The organism is Collinsella sp. AF02-46-1 (genome assembly GCF_003465825.1).
Classification (GTDB): domain Bacteria; phylum Actinomycetota; class Coriobacteriia; order Coriobacteriales; family Coriobacteriaceae; genus Collinsella.
Genome location: NZ_QSBV01000014.1, coordinates 1 through 14832, shown reverse-complemented (window position 1 = coordinate 14832; position 14832 = coordinate 1). Strand labels below are relative to the sequence as shown.

The window sequence follows — 14832 nt, the reverse complement described above, 5'->3', positions numbered from 1 at the left end:
CGAAACCTGAAGGGAGCGCGCGTGCGCGTACTCAAACGAGCCCTAGCGATCGTGTATCTTGCCGCCGCCATCGTGGCGCTGGGTACGCTTGTCTGCCAGTTCTGGGGACCGTATACGTATCGCTTTATGCTGCTATTGCGTGACACCATGCCTCGCGTCGTCGTTACGGTGTGCGCCGCCATCGTGGCGCTTGGCGTGCTCATCGGTTTTTTCCGCTTGATGTTCGCGCGTCGCGAGCCGTCCTGCGTGCATCCGGCGGGGGAGCGCAATATCGAGGTCACGCTCGCAGCGCTTTCCTCGTGCGCCCGTGCTGCGGCTGAGCGCGACGACCGCGTGATGGTCGAGCATATCGATGCGCGCGTCCAGGGCTCCGACGAGTCGCACGTCCGTTTTAAGGTCGACGCCATCGCACTCGTCGATCACGATGTGGCTTCCCTTGCAACCGCGATGCAGCAGCGTATCGAGGAGGCCTGCGACACCATGCTCGGTACGCCGGGCACGACTGCGCGCGTTCGCTTTTTGCCGTCCAAGACTACCGTCCAGACCGTGGAGGTTTCCGGTGAGTGATACCAACCAAGACAAGACCGCCCGCACGCCGCGCCTGACGATCGATCAGAACGCTATGCCGGCAGGCGAGTCCGCCGACACCAAGCCCGAGGCCGGCGAGCAGCACGACAGCGCCGCCAACGACTTTGACGAGGCCATGGGTCTCATCAAAGGTACGGGCGCTGCTATCTGGAGCTACGCCGTGCGCCACCCCAACACTACGCTCGGCGCCGTGGCAGGCTTTATCCTCGCCGTGCTGGTACTTACGTTGGGCCTGTGGGACACGCTCGTCATCGCATTCTTTGTGCTGATCGGCGCCGTGATCGGCCAGATTCGCGACGGCGAGAACGGTATCGTTAACTTCTTCGGCCGTCTGTTTAGCGGCCGCTAATATGTATTCGACTGTCGCATCCGTGGCAGGCATAAGGAGGAACCATGGCTTTTAACACGAAGGTCGATGTGGCCGATACCGAGCTCGAGACGAACGAGGCCGTCGCCGCCGAGGCGGAGGACGTAACGCTCGAGGACGAGGCGCTCGTCGAGGCGGAGTCCGAAGACGAGGCGGACGAGGATGACGAGGAGGCGGACGAGTCCGAGGACTCGCTGACATATTCCAACGGCGTGATTGAGAAGATCGTCGCCATGGCCACCCGCGAGGTGTCGCACGTTCTGGGCATGAAGGGCAACCTCATGCACTTTGTGCAGGAGCAGTTTGGTGCCGAGAACCTGACCAAGGGCGTGACGGTCGAGGTCACCGACGACAACCGCGTGGTTGTCAACATCTCGGTCATCATCGAGTACGGCGCCTATGCGCCTGCGATCTTTGACGACGTTAAGGCGCGCGTCACCGAGCGTCTTGCCGCGATGACCGGCCTTGAGGTGGCAGGCGTCAACCTGCGCATCGAGGATGTCATCACCCCCGAGGAGTACGAGCACCGTACCAGCCAGCACGAGTAACCTACCAAAAAGAGATGTTTATTTTGGCAGGTTTTATCTGCGAAAACGTTAAACGGCCGACCGCGCAAGCAAAAGCGTGGCCGGCCGTTTTTGTACGCACCCGATGTAGTCATACCGCTCGTCTAACTAAGGGTTGCAATCCCCACGTTCCGCGTTACCCTAATGGGCGCATTGTTTCCAAATTGTTAACGAGGGGTTGCCGTAATGGCCGACGAACACGAGACCGAAAGCAAAGCATGGGCGATTGAGGCCGCTGCGGCAGAGGCGGCGTCGCGTGCCGCCGAGGAGGTGCATCGTCCTCCGGTGGTGCCGATGGAGCGCGTGGTCGGTCGCGAGGATATCGAACGTGGCGAGCGCGCCGGCCGCAAGCGCAGCCAGGAGCCAGGCTTTCCGCGCTTTTTTGCCGAGCTCAATCTGGGCCTGATTCTCACGGCGTTCGCCATCGTGGCCTTTAAAACCCCCAATCACTTTGCCTTCGGCGGCACCTCGGGCGTGTCGGTCATTCTTTCCACGCTGTTCCCGACCCTGCCCGTCGGCGTCTTTATGTGGATTATCAACGCGGTCCTGGTCGTTCTGGGCTTTATCTTTTTGGAGCGCAAGGCGATTCTGTGGAGCGTCTTTGCCTCGTTTGCGCTTTCGGCCTACGTCTCGCTGTTTGAGCTCTTCATTCCGACCGATGTCTCTCTGACGGGTGATATGTGGCTCGACCTGTGCTTTGCCGTCATCTTGCCGGCGCTCGGCAGCGCTATTGTCTTTGACATCGGCGCCTCGACGGGTGGCACGGACATTCTTGCCATGATCCTCAAACGCCGCACCACGCTCGAGATTGGCCGCGCGCTGCTGCTGGTCGATATCGGCATCGTGACCATCGCGGCTTTCCTGTATGGCCCGCGCGTCGGCCTGTACTGCGTGCTTGGCCTGTTTGCCAAGACGCTCGTGGTCGATAAGGCTATCGAGAGCATCCACCTGCGCAAGGTCTGTACGATCATTTGCACCGAACCGCGAAAAGTCGAGGAGTTTATTGTCAAGCATCTCAACCGCACGGCAACGATCAGCCGTGGCTACGGCGCCTTCTCGGGCAAGTGCGTCACGGTGATTATGAGCGTGCTGAGCCGTCGCGAGGCAGTGCAACTGCGCCGCTATACCCGCGAGATTGACCCTGGCGCCTTCATCACCATCGTCGATAGCTCCGAGATCGTGGGCAAAGGCTTCCGCGGCACGAACTAGCGCGGACGCACCCTTCGAATCATTGAATAAGGCCGCCTACGTTGCAAATCGGCCATCTTGGAGTATTTGTCCCCACATTGGGCGATAATGTTGCCAAAGACATCGTTTGCGATCCAGGTGATTCGCTCTAGATACGAAGGGATGATTTCGATGTTCTGTTCGCAGTGTGGCGCCCCCATGGGCGATAACGACAAGTTCTGTGGCGCGTGTGGCGCTCCTAATACCGGTGCTGCAACCTCTGCTCCTCAGGGGCAGTCTCAGCCTCAGCAGTTTGCTCCTCAGCCTAACGTGAACGTGCCCAAGGGCTGTGTAGCTCAGGCGTTTGAAGACATGACCAAGACGCCGGGCGTGCTGCAGCGCGTGTGCCAGATTGCCTTTTTGCCGGCGCTCATCTGTGTCGTGTCGGTGCTCGTGCTCTTCATTCCCGTTATCGGCGGTATCGCGGCTGCCTTCGGCTTTTTGGCTGCCTGTGTGGCAAGCGCGTGCGGTTCTGGCTTTGGCATCGAATGGGGTCGCGATCTGTCGCTCAAGGTCGATGACGGCATGGATCGTCCGTTGATGCGTTCCACGTCGTTTGGCCTTGGCGTCTTTTCGGGCGTTATTTCGAGCGTGCTCAAGGTTATCGCGGCTATTCCCGTTATTGGTGTAGCGCTTTCGCTGGTGGAGAGCGTGGTAATTGGTGCCGCGGGTGCGTACTCTTATTACGGCTCCTATGCGCTTGAGGCCGCTCTATTTGGCTCGCTGGGCCTGTTTGTTCTGGCTATGATTGCCACGGCGGTCCTGGGTGTCTTCTTTACTATGTTCGCCGACATCGCCGTGATGCACTTTGCGGTGACCGGTCGCGTCGAGAGCGCGTTTTCGCTCGATAAGGTCTGGGCGGCCTTTAAGAACAATAAGACCAAGCTGTTCTGCGCATCGTTCCTTCCCGAGTTTTTGACGGGTCTGGTCGCCAACGTTATCACATGGATCCTGACGCTCGTCTTTGGCACCATTGCCTCTGTCGGTATGTATAGCTACTACTACCGTCCTACGGCTATTGAGGCGCTTGTTACCGGCGGTGGCATTACGCTCGTATTGTTCTTGGTGCTGACGGCGTTTGTCACGGTATTCCTTACGGTCTTTGGCAACATGCTCAAGCATCGTGCCGTTGGCTATTGGGTGGCGCGCTACGCAAGCGAGTGGGCCGACGAGGACAAGGACGACGTCCTGACCTTTGTGCTGCCGTTTGAGAAGAAGTCTGCTCCTTCGGGTTACAGCGCTCCGGATGCTTCGCCGGCACCTGCGCCCGAGCCCGAGCCCGCGCCCGAGTCTGCGCCTGAGCCTGCACCCGAGCCGGCGCCTGTGCCTGAGCCGGCACCCGCACCTGCGCCTGCAACGTCGCCCGCACCGACGTCTGCCCCGGCACCGGCCCCCGCGCCCGAGGCGACGCCTGCAGAACCCGATTGGAATGCCGTTGCCACGCCGGCGGATGAGCCGGGCGATAATCCTGCTGCCGAAAACAATCAAACCGAATAGTCGGTCGAGGCGCCCTGGGCAACTGAGCCCGGGGTGCCTTTTTCTACTGTGAAAGCAAGACAATACCTGGGAAAACGGTTGCAGATAAATTTCTCGGAAATTGGTCAATGTTGCGCAACAACGTCGCGGCTATTGTTGAGAACATAGACGTGTAAGGTTTGAAGGCGTGCGACGCCTTAGGAAAAGGAGAAGCTTATGTTCTGTCCCACTTGTGGTTCTCCCATTTCGGATGATGCCAAATTCTGCCCTGTTTGCGGTTCTGCCATCGGTGCCGCTCCCACCGCTCCGGCCCCTCAGCCCGCGCCGCAGCCTGCGCCTCAGCCCCAGCCTGCTCCGCAGCCCACGCAGATTCAGCCCACTCCGGTTCAGGCAGTTCAGCCCCAGCCTCAGCAGCAGTACACCGGGCAGCAGCAGTACGCCGGCCAGCAGCAGTATGCTCAGCAGCCTGCACCTGCCCCGATGGGCTATGCTCCGATTAAGACCGACCGTGGCGTGATCGGCTGGCTCCTGCTTTCCATCGTGACCTGCGGCATCTATTCGTATTACTTCCTCTATTGCCTTGCCCGCGACATCAATGTCATGTGCCAGGATGACGGCGATTCCACGCCGGGTCTGGCAGCATTCATCTTGCTGTCGTTCGTGACCTGCGGCTTCTACGGACTCTACTGGTACTACAAGATCGGTAACCGCCTGCAGGCTAATGCCCCTCGCTATGGCCTGATGTTCCAGGAGAACGGTACTACCGTTCTTATGTGGCAGATTGTCGGCGCGCTGCTGTGCGGCCTTGGCCCCATCTTTGCCATGAACATCATCATCAAGAACACCAATGCCATGGCAACGGCTTACAACACCCGTCTTGGCGCTCGTGCCTAACGATAAGAACGGCGTGAACAGCTCCCAGGGACATAAGGGCGCGGCGGAGCTCATTCGCCGCGCCCTTTCTTGCATCGGCGCGCTCTTTGTCGCCTGGCTCGCACTCTACCTGCTCGATATCGGCTGCGTGTTTCGCCTGATGACGGGCATTCCCTGTCCGGGATGCGGCATGACAAGGGCCTGGCTGGCAGCACTGCGCCTCGGTTTTGCGGCTGCCTTTGCCTACCATCCGCTGTTTTGGGTGGTGCCGATTGCGTTTGCGCTCGCGTTCGTGCGCGAGGAGGCGGTATCGAGCAAGCTAAAGCGTGGCATCGACATTGCGGTTATTGTTCTGTGTGTGCTGGTCGTTGCCGTATGGATCGTGCGCCTTATCAACCCGGCAGACGCGGGCCTGCTCCTTGGTGGTCACGTTCCCACCGGAGTTCCCACCGATATCATCCACCTCGAAACCCCACGCTGGCTCACCATCCTTCGCTCTTACCTGTCGTGACGGAGGACGCGCTAGAAAAGCATCGACACATAAGCGGGGGGCGAACGTTGAGATAACGTTCGCCCCCCGCTTTGCTCTAGCCAGGTTGTTACGGGTGGACGTGACGGCTACTCGCCATGCTTCTCCTCGTGGCGAGCAGCGGCACGGGCATCGTGAATGCCCTTGATGGCGGCATGGCGGGCGGTGCGGGCGTCGTGCACGGCGTCGCGGGCCTCGGCGGCCGTTGCCTTGGCAGAGCGCAGCTTGGCTGCCAGGTCGGGATTGGTCTCGGCAACCGCGGCGATTGTGGGGCCGTCGAGCTCCTCTTGTGTGGGCTCGGCCAAAAAGTCGATGGCATACTGAGCGGCTACCATGGAGCCCTTGGCGAGCGCGCTCTCGTCGATCTTGTAGAAGCAGGAGTGCTGGGCATAGGTGGCGCCAATCTGGGGGTTGCGCGTGCCAACAAAGGCGAGCACGCCCGGCACGCGGCGCAGGTACTCCGAGAAGTCCTCGCCCGAAAGCGTGCCGCGGTAATGGCCCTCGCCTGCGGGGCCCAGGCACTTGAGCACAGCTTGGCGGCAACGCTCGCTCGAGGCGGCATCGTTTTCGACCTTGTAGTTGGCGATGGTGTAGTCGGTGAGTTCGGCCTCGGCGCCTAGTGCTGCTGCGGTGTGCTCCACGATGCGGCGCATAAGCTCGGGCATTTCCTCATGCGTCTTGTCGCCATAGGTGCGCACCGTGCCGGCGAGGTATGCCGTGCCGGCGATAACGTTGCGCGCGGTGCCGCCGTGCAGTTCGCCGACGGTGATGACGGCGGGTTCGTAGGGGCTAATCTCGCGCGAGACGATGGTCTGCAGGGCGTTGACGATTTCGGCGGCAACCATAACGGCGTCGTGGCCGCGCTGGGGCATGGCGCCATGGCACGAGGTGCCGCGGACATCAATGCGGAACCAGTCGGTGTTTGCCATGCGCGGACCGGGCTCGCAGCTCACGGTGCCGGCATCGACCTCGCTCCAGATGTGCGCGGCATAGGCACCGTCGACGCCATCGAGTACGCCCGTGCCGATCATGAGCTTGGCGCCCTGGCCGTTTTCCTCGCTGGGCTGGAAAACGATGCGAATCTCGCCGTGGATGTCATCGGTCATGTGGCGCAGAATCTGCAACGTGCCGAGCATCATGGCGATATGGCAGTCGTGGCCGCAGGCGTGCATGCAGCCCTCGTTGACGCTGGCGAACTCCTCGCCGGTCTGCTCGGTGACGGGCAGGGCGTCGATGTCGGCGCGCAGCAGGATACGGCGGCGCGGCGTGCCGTCCTCGCGGTAGGCATCGGGCGCGGTGCCGCGGAGTGTCGCCACCAGGCCCGTCTTGAGTGGACGCTCGTAGGGGATATTCATGGCGTCGAGCTGGTTGGCGATGTCGGAAGTCGTGCGCTCCTCGGCAAGGCTCAGCTCCGGGTGCTTATGGAAGTGCCGGCGCTGCTTGATGATGTAGGGTTCAAACTCGGCGGCGATATCATGGATGGCCGCGGTGACGTCGTCTGCCGCGCGAACCTCGGTTGCCGCCATAATCTGCTGTGCCTTGGTCTTCGTCATGGTCGATTTGCTCCTTGCTGGCTCGATCGCAAAATCGTACAGGCTCTCTCCAGTATGCCACCTGCCGCTAGGGCTGGTAAAGTTGCCGTTTGCCGCTTGGGGTTTTGTTGCAAGGGCGGGGGAGTACACTCGGGGATGTTGAATTACCTGCCAGAGATGGGGATGCTCATGCAGCATATCGATCGGATTATCCGCTCCAAGAACGTTTTTACCGCCCAAGACGGTATCGATACCGCCCGCGAGCTGGCGATCGCCATCGCGGGTGATCGCATCGTCGCAGTCGGCGCGCCCGATGACGTGATTGACGCCGCACCTGCCGCCACGCCGGTGGTCGATTACGGCGAGCAGTTTGTCTGCCCCGGTTTCCACGATGCGCACTTGCATTTCTTCCATACTTCGGTTGGCTCCTCGCCGTACATGCTCATGGATATGGGCACGTCCGAGGCAGCATTGGTGCAGCATGCGCTCGAGTTTTCCCAAGGCTTGCCAGATGACGCCTGGGTCGTGACCCAGGGTTGGCGCGATTACCGCTGGGATCCGCCCGAGCACCCTACCAAGGCCTCCCTCGATGCGGCATTTCCCGATCGTCCCTGCGTTATGTACTCGGGCGACGGGCACACGCTGTGGCTTAACAGCCGCGCACTCGAGGCGCTCGGCGTTACGCGCGACAGCGAGCCTCCGGCGGGTGGCAGTTACGACAAAGATGCAAATGGCGAGCTTACGGGTATCGCCCACGAGGCGGCTGCTATGCAGCTGCTGCCGCGCTGCCTGGAGTGGCTGGGCGAGGACCGCATCGCGAGCGCTTACGCCGACCAGATGAAGCGTATGGCCGAGCAAGGCATCACCTCAATCTGCGATATGTCGCTCATGCCCATGCCGGGCTGCGACTTTATTCGCGACGATGTTTACGACAAGCTGCAGGCCTCCGGCAAGCTGGGCATCCGCGCCCATCTGTTTCCCACGCTGCTGGATGACCAGTCGCGCTTGGAAGAACTCCAGACCCGCTACGCGAACAACGCGCTGCTCTCGGCGCCAGGCTTTAAACAGTTCTTCGACGGCGTGTCGAGCGAGCATACCGCATACCTCACTGAGCCCTATACCAACCCGCGCTTCCCGGGCGACCAGGGCCGCCTGACGGTCCCTGTCGAGCGTATGCGCAAGTTGGTTTTGGCGGCAGCCGAGCGTGACCATACCGTGCGCATCCACGTTATCGGCGACGGTGCCATCCATGCTGCGCTCGATATCTTTGAGGAGGCGGCAGAGCTCTACGGCTTGCCCCAGCACGGCCACAATACGCTTGAGCACCTGGAGAATCTGCTGCCTCAGGACATCGATCGTCTGCGCAAGCTCAACGTCATTGCCTCGAGCCAGCCTTGCCACATCACGCTCGACCCGGGTGGCCCGGAGCGCGACCTGGGCCTGGAACGCAGCCGCATCATGTGGCCGTTCGCAACTTATCAGCAGCGCGGTATCCGTCAAGCTTTCGGTACCGACAGCCCCATCACGGCCGTTACCAGCATGAACGTGCTCTACACGGCTATCACGCGCCAAGATCCCCGCAGCCACTGGCCCGAGGGCGGCTGGCTGCCGAGCGAGCGTATCGACGCGGCAACGGCCCTGCGCAGCTACACGCTTGGCAGCGCGTACGCAGCGGGCGACGAGCAAAACCTCGGCAGCCTGGAACCCGGCAAATACGCCGACCTGGTAGTCCTGGACCGAAACCTGCTCACCGTTGACCCCCAAGAGCTCCAGGCCACCAAGGTTCAGGCCACCTACCTGGCGGGCAACTTAATCTACGAGCGCTAATATTCATGCCGTACCGTTAAACGCGGCTCGGGCAGCCTATTTTGGGATGGCGCTCGAGCCGCGTTTGTTTGCCGATGGGGGTTCGTTAGGAGCGTCCCCTCTCTGCTGGATTTGGGCGCAGGGTGGAAGCGCTGCTGCTCCGCGCGCTCAATTGGGACATCAGCGATGCTTTCTCTTAGCGTTTTGCATACTTCCAGTTGCAGATTGCAAAAAAAGTTGAGATGTTCTTTCCGGTCCTGATGTACCCCCGCCTGGGCCGTGCAAAAAATGGAGTATTCAGCACCGTGAGCTCTGCCGGTGCCGCTGCAGTCGGGTGGCATTGCGGAGATCGACGTCATTTTGGGGTCCGGTGTGGCGCGAGGCACGCTTTTTTGTCCTGACGGGATTTGCCCGTCGACCCAAATCGCCGGTCAAAGGCGTTCTTGGGACCAATATGGTGTGTCCGGCGCGTATGCAGCCGTCCTGGCCTGCTGAAAACTCCCAAAAATGCACGCTGCTCCCCAGGGGACCCGTGCGAGCGGCGAAAACCATGCCCAAGTCGCTGCCCGCATCGCCATTTTGCTGCACTGACTTTTCTGAATACCGGGCCCGAGATTGGTCAACCCTAGGCTCCCGGAGCTGCGTTGGGGTCGGTTTCGTTGGCGGCCGCCTGCTTATGGGTGGCAAAGACCGAGCCTTCGTGGTCGAAGAGCTTACGATATTGCATGCGGTCCAGGCGATCGCGCGCATTAGCGGTCTTGGCGGGAACGTTTTTGGCCTCGGCTGTATACCAAACGCTGTGCGCATCCTGCGCCCCCACCACGTTTATCGCCGGCATGTGCGCTCGGTTTTGCAAGCGTGCGCGTTGGTAGGCGGTGAGCGGGGCACCGATGGCATTGAGTGCGAGTGCACCGACGTTATTGATGCTTGTGTTGAGTTCCCCACTCGTTTGTGCGTTGCCGGCGACATCGTAGTTCGCCCAGACCACATAGCGTGTCTGCCAGATGCGCTCGGTATGGGTGGCATCGTCCTCATCGGTAAAGTAGAGGTCGTTGTAGCGGTCGGTGAAGAACGGCTGGTGGTCGCCGTACATCACCACGACGACGGGGCGGTCGAGATCACGCAGCTTTTCCAGGAAGGCGGCGAAGGCGGCATCGGACGCTTCCATGAGCGAGCAGTATTCATTGGTCCAGGTGATAACTTTGTCGGACACACCTTCGACGGCAAGGTGCAGTTGCTGGTCGGTGGGCACCAAGCCCGTGTCATAGGCGGAGTGGTTTTGCATCGTCACGTCGTGGATGAAGATCGGCTGGTCGCTCTGCTTTAGTACCTCGAGGCACTTGTCGTAGGTGGCGGCGTCGGTGACCTTGCGGCAGAGCTCGGGTGCGCCGGCGAAGTCCTCGATCGAGAGGAACTCGTCGAATCCCATGTCCGCGAAGACGTTCTCGCGATTCCAGTTGGTGGCGTGGTTGGGGTGCATGGCCACGGTGCGATAGCCGAGTCTCTTGAACTGACGGGCGAGGTTCTCGCTCGGGGCCAGGTTGTAGCTCATGAACGGGTAGACGCCAGCGCCCAGGAATGCCATGGAGTGTCCGGTTAAGAACTCGAACTCGCTGTTACAGGTGCCGGCACCGAAGGCGCTCATGTAGCTCACTCCCTGCAGAAGCGCGTTATCGATGGCTTTGAAGCGCTCGGGCCCCTTATAGCCACAGCCCAGTTCGTTAAAGATTGAAAGGTCGGCGAAGGACTCGTTCATGATACAGATGACTGAGGGCTTGAGCTGGTCAAACTGTTCGACGGCAGCGGCACGGGAGGGGTCGGCGATGCCGTTCGTGCCCGCGTTCCAGCGCGCGGCAAGGCGCTTGATGATCGCCGAGGCCTCACCGCTCTTGTAGTGCTTGGGTTTAGGCGGCACCATTTTTTGCGCGCTCGAAATAAAGGTGGGGAGAAACCCCTGACTGTAATAGCTTTCGAGGGGCTTCCAGGTATGAAGCTTGATGCCCAAGGTGTCGTAATAGCTGATGAAGGCCTGCGCCCCCAGTGCGGCTCCGGCAACAAGTGCGGTACGACGGTCGACGGAGAGGGGGAGTTTGGATTTGGTTGCGACTGGATGCTCCCTCGGCGCTGTCGATGTCCCCTCGGTTGCCGGAGACGCCTTTGAGTCCTTCGATTTCAAGGACGCAGACATCGCATGGTCGATGGACTCGGGGGACGTTTCCGATGCGCGGCGCGGCGGTCGCCCACATGCATCACGCGGAATGAGGACGATAAGCGCGATTCCCAAGGCCGCGGCGGCAAGCCCCATGAAGCAGAAAGTGCTGAGCTCATAGGTGTAGCTGCCGGCGACCGTCGCAGCGGTCGAGAGGGCGAACAGGTCTCCGGGTTGGATGGGCATCGATTTGAACGTGATTACGAAGTACTCGGCGATACCGATGCTGGCGAGCGCAACGATGCCAACGATTGCGGGGGTCTTACGGCGGTGCGGCAGATAGAACAACAGGCACAAGAAGCAGAAGATGAGCAAAAGCTCTAAAAGTGCCGGTCCGGCCTGCATCTTCCATAGTTCATGGTTGGAGGGCAGCTCGAGGGCGAGCATCGAGCATATCGATGCGCCGCCGATCGTTGCCAGCGTACGGGGGTAGGGATGGTCGGTCATCCAGCTTTTCAGATCCTTCATGCTCATCTTCATCGTCTCTGTTCCTTACTCCTAGTTCAGCGTCTTCACGAGCTTCTCCAGGTTGTCGTTCATGATGGGTGGGTAATCCTCGCCGGCTTTAAGCTGTTTGTCAGTGAGCCCCTCGACGGGGTCGAGCTGGACGCATTGTCGTCAGAAGCGGCGAGAGTAAAGACCGCACTTAAAAGGGGCATATATGCCGCCGCCATGGGGCCACGGTGACGAATAGGACGCCGCTTGGGATGGCGACGGTAGATTCGGTTGTCCATAGATTGCTCCTGAATTGAAAACGGCTGCGTCGGGGTGCCGACGGCCGAAGGCGATGCCGCTGTGGCACGCGGTAGCTATTTGATTCAATTGGGAGCCGCTAATCGTCCAGACGGACCCTGAGGGATAATAGGGTGACCGGGGCATATGAAGATCGCTCGGTGCCGATGACGGCTAGGGCGGAGATCAGCAAGAGGATGATGAACGATGTCGCGCCCACGGGGACGGTGTCACCGCCACGGGCGATCGACAGATTGCCGGCGAGCTCGGCGCAGATGGTGCAGCCCGCGCCGGTGCAGTCATGATGCAACTCATGGGCGGCTGCGATGGGGGAGAGGATGGTTACCGCGAGAAGGGCGAAGACGAGAGCCAGGGCGAGCAGGCGAGTGCGAACGGGCGGCATGGAGTCGTGTGCATCGCGATTCGGTGCTATATCTCGCCACGCCGAGGTGCTCAGTTCATCAGTCATCTGCCCTCCCTTCCTCTCATCTGGGCATATTTCATCTGGAGGATTGTAGTCTTGAGAAGCTGATTCACAAAGTTGCCGCGCTAAAACTTCATGCTTTCCGGTCCGCCTTGGGGCCGAGCATAAGTTATCCCCCGGCATTCAGAAAATCTAAGTGCCAAAAAATAAGATTTTTTGACTCCGTGTTGTATAACCCGCCATTCGTGGGTACCATTCAACGCGTACGCAAACAAAAAGGGTTAACCCGCGCGGCATGACCGCGCGGCCCACAAAGGAGGAAACAAGCATGTCGTCTTTGAAGCCGCTTGCAGATCGCGTCCTGGTCAAGCCCGACGAGGCCGAGCAGAAGACCGCTTCTGGTCTGTATATCGCCAGCAACGCTCAGGAGAAGCCGCAGCGCGGCACCATCGTTGCCGTTGGCGCCGGTAAGGTCAACGACAAGGGTGAGCGCATCCCTATGGACGTTCAGGTCGGCGACGTTGTCATCTACGGTAAGTTCGGCGGCAACGAGGTCAAGGTCGACGGCGAGAAGTATCTGCTGATGCGCGCCGACGACATCTACGCCGTCGTCGAGGCCTAGTCTCGTCAGAATCTCTGATTCGTCTTTGAACGCGCCCGCCGCATAGGACTCGGAAGCGGCGACGCGAGTCACATTTCTTTTGGAGGATTACCTACCATGGCAAAGAACATTACGTTCAACACCGATGCCCGCGCCAAGCTCGCCAAGGGCGTCAACACTCTGGCCGACGCCGTTACCGTCACCATGGGCCCCAAGGGCCGTTACGTCGCTCTGCAGCGCACGTTCGGTGCCCCGACCATCACCAACGACGGCGTTTCCGTCGCTAAGGAGATTGAGCTCGAGGACAACATCGAGAACATGGGCGCCCAGCTGGTGAAGGAGGTCGCCACCAAGACCAACGACACCGTGGGTGACGGCACCACCACCGCAACCCTGCTCGCTCAGGCTATCGTCAACGACGGTCTGCGCAACGTCGCCGCCGGCGCCAACCCGCTGGCCATCCGTCGCGGCATCGACAAGGCTGTAAACGCCGCCGTCGCCGAGATGAAGAAGCAGGCCAAGCCGGTCGAGACCAAGGAGCAGATCGCTTCTGTCGGCACCATCTCCGCTGGTGACCCCGAGGTTGGCGAGAAGATCGCCGAGGCCATGGAGGTCGTGGGCAAGGACGGCGTCATCACCGTCGAGGATTCCCAGACGTTCGACATCACCATCGACACCGTCGAGGGCATGCAGTTCGACAAGGGCTACGTCTCCGCTTACTTCGTCACGGACAACGACCGCATGGAGGCCGTGATGAAGGATCCGTACATCCTCATCACCGACCAGAAGATCTCCAGCGTCCAGGACATCATGCCTGTTCTCGAGGCTGTCCAGCGCGCCGGCCGTGGCCTGCTCATCATCGCTGAGGACATCGACGGCGAGGCTCTGCCGACCCTGGTCCTCAACAAGATCCGTGGCGCTCTCAACGTCTGCGCCGTCAAGGCCCCGGGCTACGGCGATCGCCGCAAGCGCATCCTCGAGGACATCGCCGTCCTCACCGGTGGTCAGGCTGCTCTGGACGAGCTGGGCGTGAAGGTCGCTGACATCACCGCCGATATGCTCGGCACCGCTAAGTCCGTCACCATTTCCAAGGACAACACCGTTGTCGTCGGCGGCGCTGGCTCCAAGGAGGCCATTGACGCCCGTATCGCTCAGATTAAGGGCGAGATGGAGAACACCACCTCTGACTTCGACCGTGAGAAGCTCCAGGAGCGCCTGGCCAAGCTCTCCGGTGGCGTTGCCGTCATCAAGGTCGGCGCTGCTACCGAGTCCGAGCTCAAGGAGATCAAGCACCGCGTTGAGGATGCCCTGCAGGCTACCCGCGCTGCTGTCGAGGAGGGCATCGTCGCCGGCGGTGGCGTCGCCTTCATGGACGCTGCTCCTGCGCTCGATGCTGTCGAGATCGACGACCCCGAGGAGAAGATCGGCGTCGACATCGTCAAGAAGGCTCTGACCGCTCCGGTCGCCACCATCGCCAAGAACGCTGGCTTTGAGGGCGCTGTCGTGGTCGACAAGGTTGCCGAGCTGCCTGCTGGCCAGGGTCTCAACTCTGCCAACGGCGAGTGGGGCGACATGATCGAGATGGGCGTCCTCGACCCCGTCAAGGTCAGCCGCGTCACCCTGCAGAACGCTGCTTCTGTCGCCAGCCTGATCCTCATCACCGAGGCTACCGTCTCCGATGTCCCCAAAAACACTCAGCTTGAGGACGCTATCGCTGCTGCTACCGCTGGTCAGCAGGGCGGCGGTATGTACTAAGGCCGACAAGGTCTAGAACTCCCACCGGGGATCCGGGGGCGTGACGGGGGTTTCTCTCCGGAACGTCCTCGGACATGCAAAGAGGCTCCGCATCGCGCTTCGCGCTGCGGAGCCTCTTTGCGTCCTGACGCTCCTATTTGGCAAGGT

Annotated in this window: 13 protein-coding genes; 10 read left to right on the top strand and 3 right to left on the bottom strand. The window is 60.8% G+C overall.

Annotated elements, in window-relative coordinates; translation table 11 throughout:
* Positions 1-21: 21 nt before the first annotated feature.
* The 7 genes from DWV20_RS06935 (at position 22) to DWV20_RS06900 (ending at position 5608) form a co-directional block, all read left to right on the top strand.
* Positions 22-567, top strand: a complete 546-nt coding sequence (locus tag DWV20_RS06935) for a hypothetical protein (RefSeq protein ID WP_118256667.1) — start codon at positions 22-24, stop codon at positions 565-567.
* Positions 560-937 carry a DUF2273 domain-containing protein gene (locus DWV20_RS06930; RefSeq protein WP_233502694.1) on the top strand — a complete coding sequence of 126 codons (378 nt, stop codon included), beginning with the start codon at positions 560-562 and terminating at the stop codon, positions 935-937. Before DWV20_RS06935 ends, DWV20_RS06930 begins: the two co-directional genes overlap by 8 nt.
* A gap of 44 nt (positions 938-981) precedes the next feature.
* Entirely contained in the window at positions 982-1503 is a 522-nt protein-coding gene (locus tag DWV20_RS06925; RefSeq protein WP_118256666.1) for an Asp23/Gls24 family envelope stress response protein, read from the top strand.
* Positions 1504-1707: 204 nt separating this feature from the next.
* The gene (locus tag DWV20_RS06920; RefSeq protein ID WP_118256665.1) at positions 1708-2730 is read left to right on the top strand and encodes a YitT family protein; all 1023 of its coding nucleotides are present in this window, start codon (positions 1708-1710) and stop codon (positions 2728-2730) included.
* A gap of 150 nt (positions 2731-2880) precedes the next feature.
* Entirely contained in the window at positions 2881-4245 is a 1365-nt protein-coding gene (locus DWV20_RS06915) for a zinc-ribbon domain-containing protein (protein ID WP_158566346.1), read from the top strand.
* A 195-nt stretch (positions 4246-4440) separates the two neighbouring features.
* A complete protein-coding gene (locus DWV20_RS09995; protein WP_199576336.1) occupies positions 4441-5118 on the top strand; it encodes a DUF4234 domain-containing protein in 678 nt (225 codons plus the stop codon).
* Entirely contained in the window at positions 5111-5608 is a 498-nt protein-coding gene (locus DWV20_RS06900; protein ID WP_158566344.1) for a DUF2752 domain-containing protein, read from the top strand. Before DWV20_RS09995 ends, DWV20_RS06900 begins: the two co-directional genes overlap by 8 nt.
* A 107-nt stretch (positions 5609-5715) precedes the next feature.
* Here the strand turns inward: DWV20_RS06900 and DWV20_RS06895 are convergent, their stop codons facing one another.
* Positions 5716-7179, bottom strand: a complete 1464-nt coding sequence (locus DWV20_RS06895) for a M20 family metallopeptidase (RefSeq protein ID WP_118206293.1) — start codon at positions 7177-7179, stop codon at positions 5716-5718.
* A 168-nt stretch (positions 7180-7347) separates the two neighbouring features.
* Here DWV20_RS06895 and DWV20_RS06890 point away from each other — a divergent pair, with 168 nt between their 5' ends.
* Complete coding sequence (locus DWV20_RS06890) at positions 7348-8985, top strand: amidohydrolase (protein WP_233539792.1); 1638 nt, start codon at positions 7348-7350, stop codon at positions 8983-8985.
* Between the two features lie 604 nt (positions 8986-9589).
* Here the strand turns inward: DWV20_RS06890 and DWV20_RS06885 are convergent.
* Together DWV20_RS06885 and DWV20_RS06880 are read right to left on the bottom strand one after the other, a co-directional pair.
* Positions 9590-11641, bottom strand: a complete 2052-nt coding sequence (locus DWV20_RS06885; protein WP_158566342.1) for an LTA synthase family protein — start codon at positions 11639-11641, stop codon at positions 9590-9592.
* A 364-nt stretch (positions 11642-12005) separates the two neighbouring features.
* The gene (locus DWV20_RS06880) at positions 12006-12374 is read right to left on the bottom strand and encodes a hypothetical protein (protein WP_118206295.1); all 369 of its coding nucleotides are present in this window, start codon (positions 12372-12374) and stop codon (positions 12006-12008) included.
* 283 nt (positions 12375-12657) lie between these two features.
* On the opposite strand from DWV20_RS06880, the gene groES reads away from it, so the two are divergent.
* Together groES and groL are read left to right on the top strand one after the other, a co-directional pair.
* Positions 12658-12951, top strand: a complete 294-nt coding sequence (gene groES, locus DWV20_RS06875) for a co-chaperone GroES (RefSeq protein WP_040358989.1) — start codon at positions 12658-12660, stop codon at positions 12949-12951.
* A gap of 96 nt (positions 12952-13047) precedes the next feature.
* Complete coding sequence (gene groL / locus DWV20_RS06870; protein WP_006234938.1) at positions 13048-14685, top strand: chaperonin GroEL; 1638 nt, start codon at positions 13048-13050, stop codon at positions 14683-14685.
* Positions 14686-14832: the final 147 nt, after the last annotated feature.

What these genes read in the sequence shown, in the direction of transcription:
- DWV20_RS06895 (WP_118206293.1), bottom strand. Translation starts at nt 7,179, where the DNA reads ATGACGAAGACCAAGGCACAGCAGATTATGGCGGCAACCGAGGTTCGC.
- groL (WP_006234938.1), top strand. Translation starts at nt 13,048, where the DNA reads ATGGCAAAGAACATTACGTTCAACACCGATGCCCGCGCCAAGCTCGCC.
- DWV20_RS06885 (WP_158566342.1), bottom strand. Translation starts at nt 11,641, where the DNA reads ATGAAGGATCTGAAAAGCTGGATGACCGACCATCCCTACCCCCGTACG.
- DWV20_RS06920 (WP_118256665.1), top strand. Translation starts at nt 1,708, where the DNA reads ATGGCCGACGAACACGAGACCGAAAGCAAAGCATGGGCGATTGAGGCC.
- DWV20_RS06890 (WP_233539792.1), top strand. Translation starts at nt 7,348, where the DNA reads ATGCAGCATATCGATCGGATTATCCGCTCCAAGAACGTTTTTACCGCC.
- DWV20_RS06925 (WP_118256666.1), top strand. Translation starts at nt 982, where the DNA reads ATGGCTTTTAACACGAAGGTCGATGTGGCCGATACCGAGCTCGAGACG.
- DWV20_RS06880 (WP_118206295.1), bottom strand. Translation starts at nt 12,374, where the DNA reads ATGACTGATGAACTGAGCACCTCGGCGTGGCGAGATATAGCACCGAAT.
- DWV20_RS06915 (WP_158566346.1), top strand. Translation starts at nt 2,881, where the DNA reads ATGTTCTGTTCGCAGTGTGGCGCCCCCATGGGCGATAACGACAAGTTC.
- DWV20_RS09995 (WP_199576336.1), top strand. Translation starts at nt 4,441, where the DNA reads ATGTTCTGTCCCACTTGTGGTTCTCCCATTTCGGATGATGCCAAATTC.
- groES (WP_040358989.1), top strand. Translation starts at nt 12,658, where the DNA reads ATGTCGTCTTTGAAGCCGCTTGCAGATCGCGTCCTGGTCAAGCCCGAC.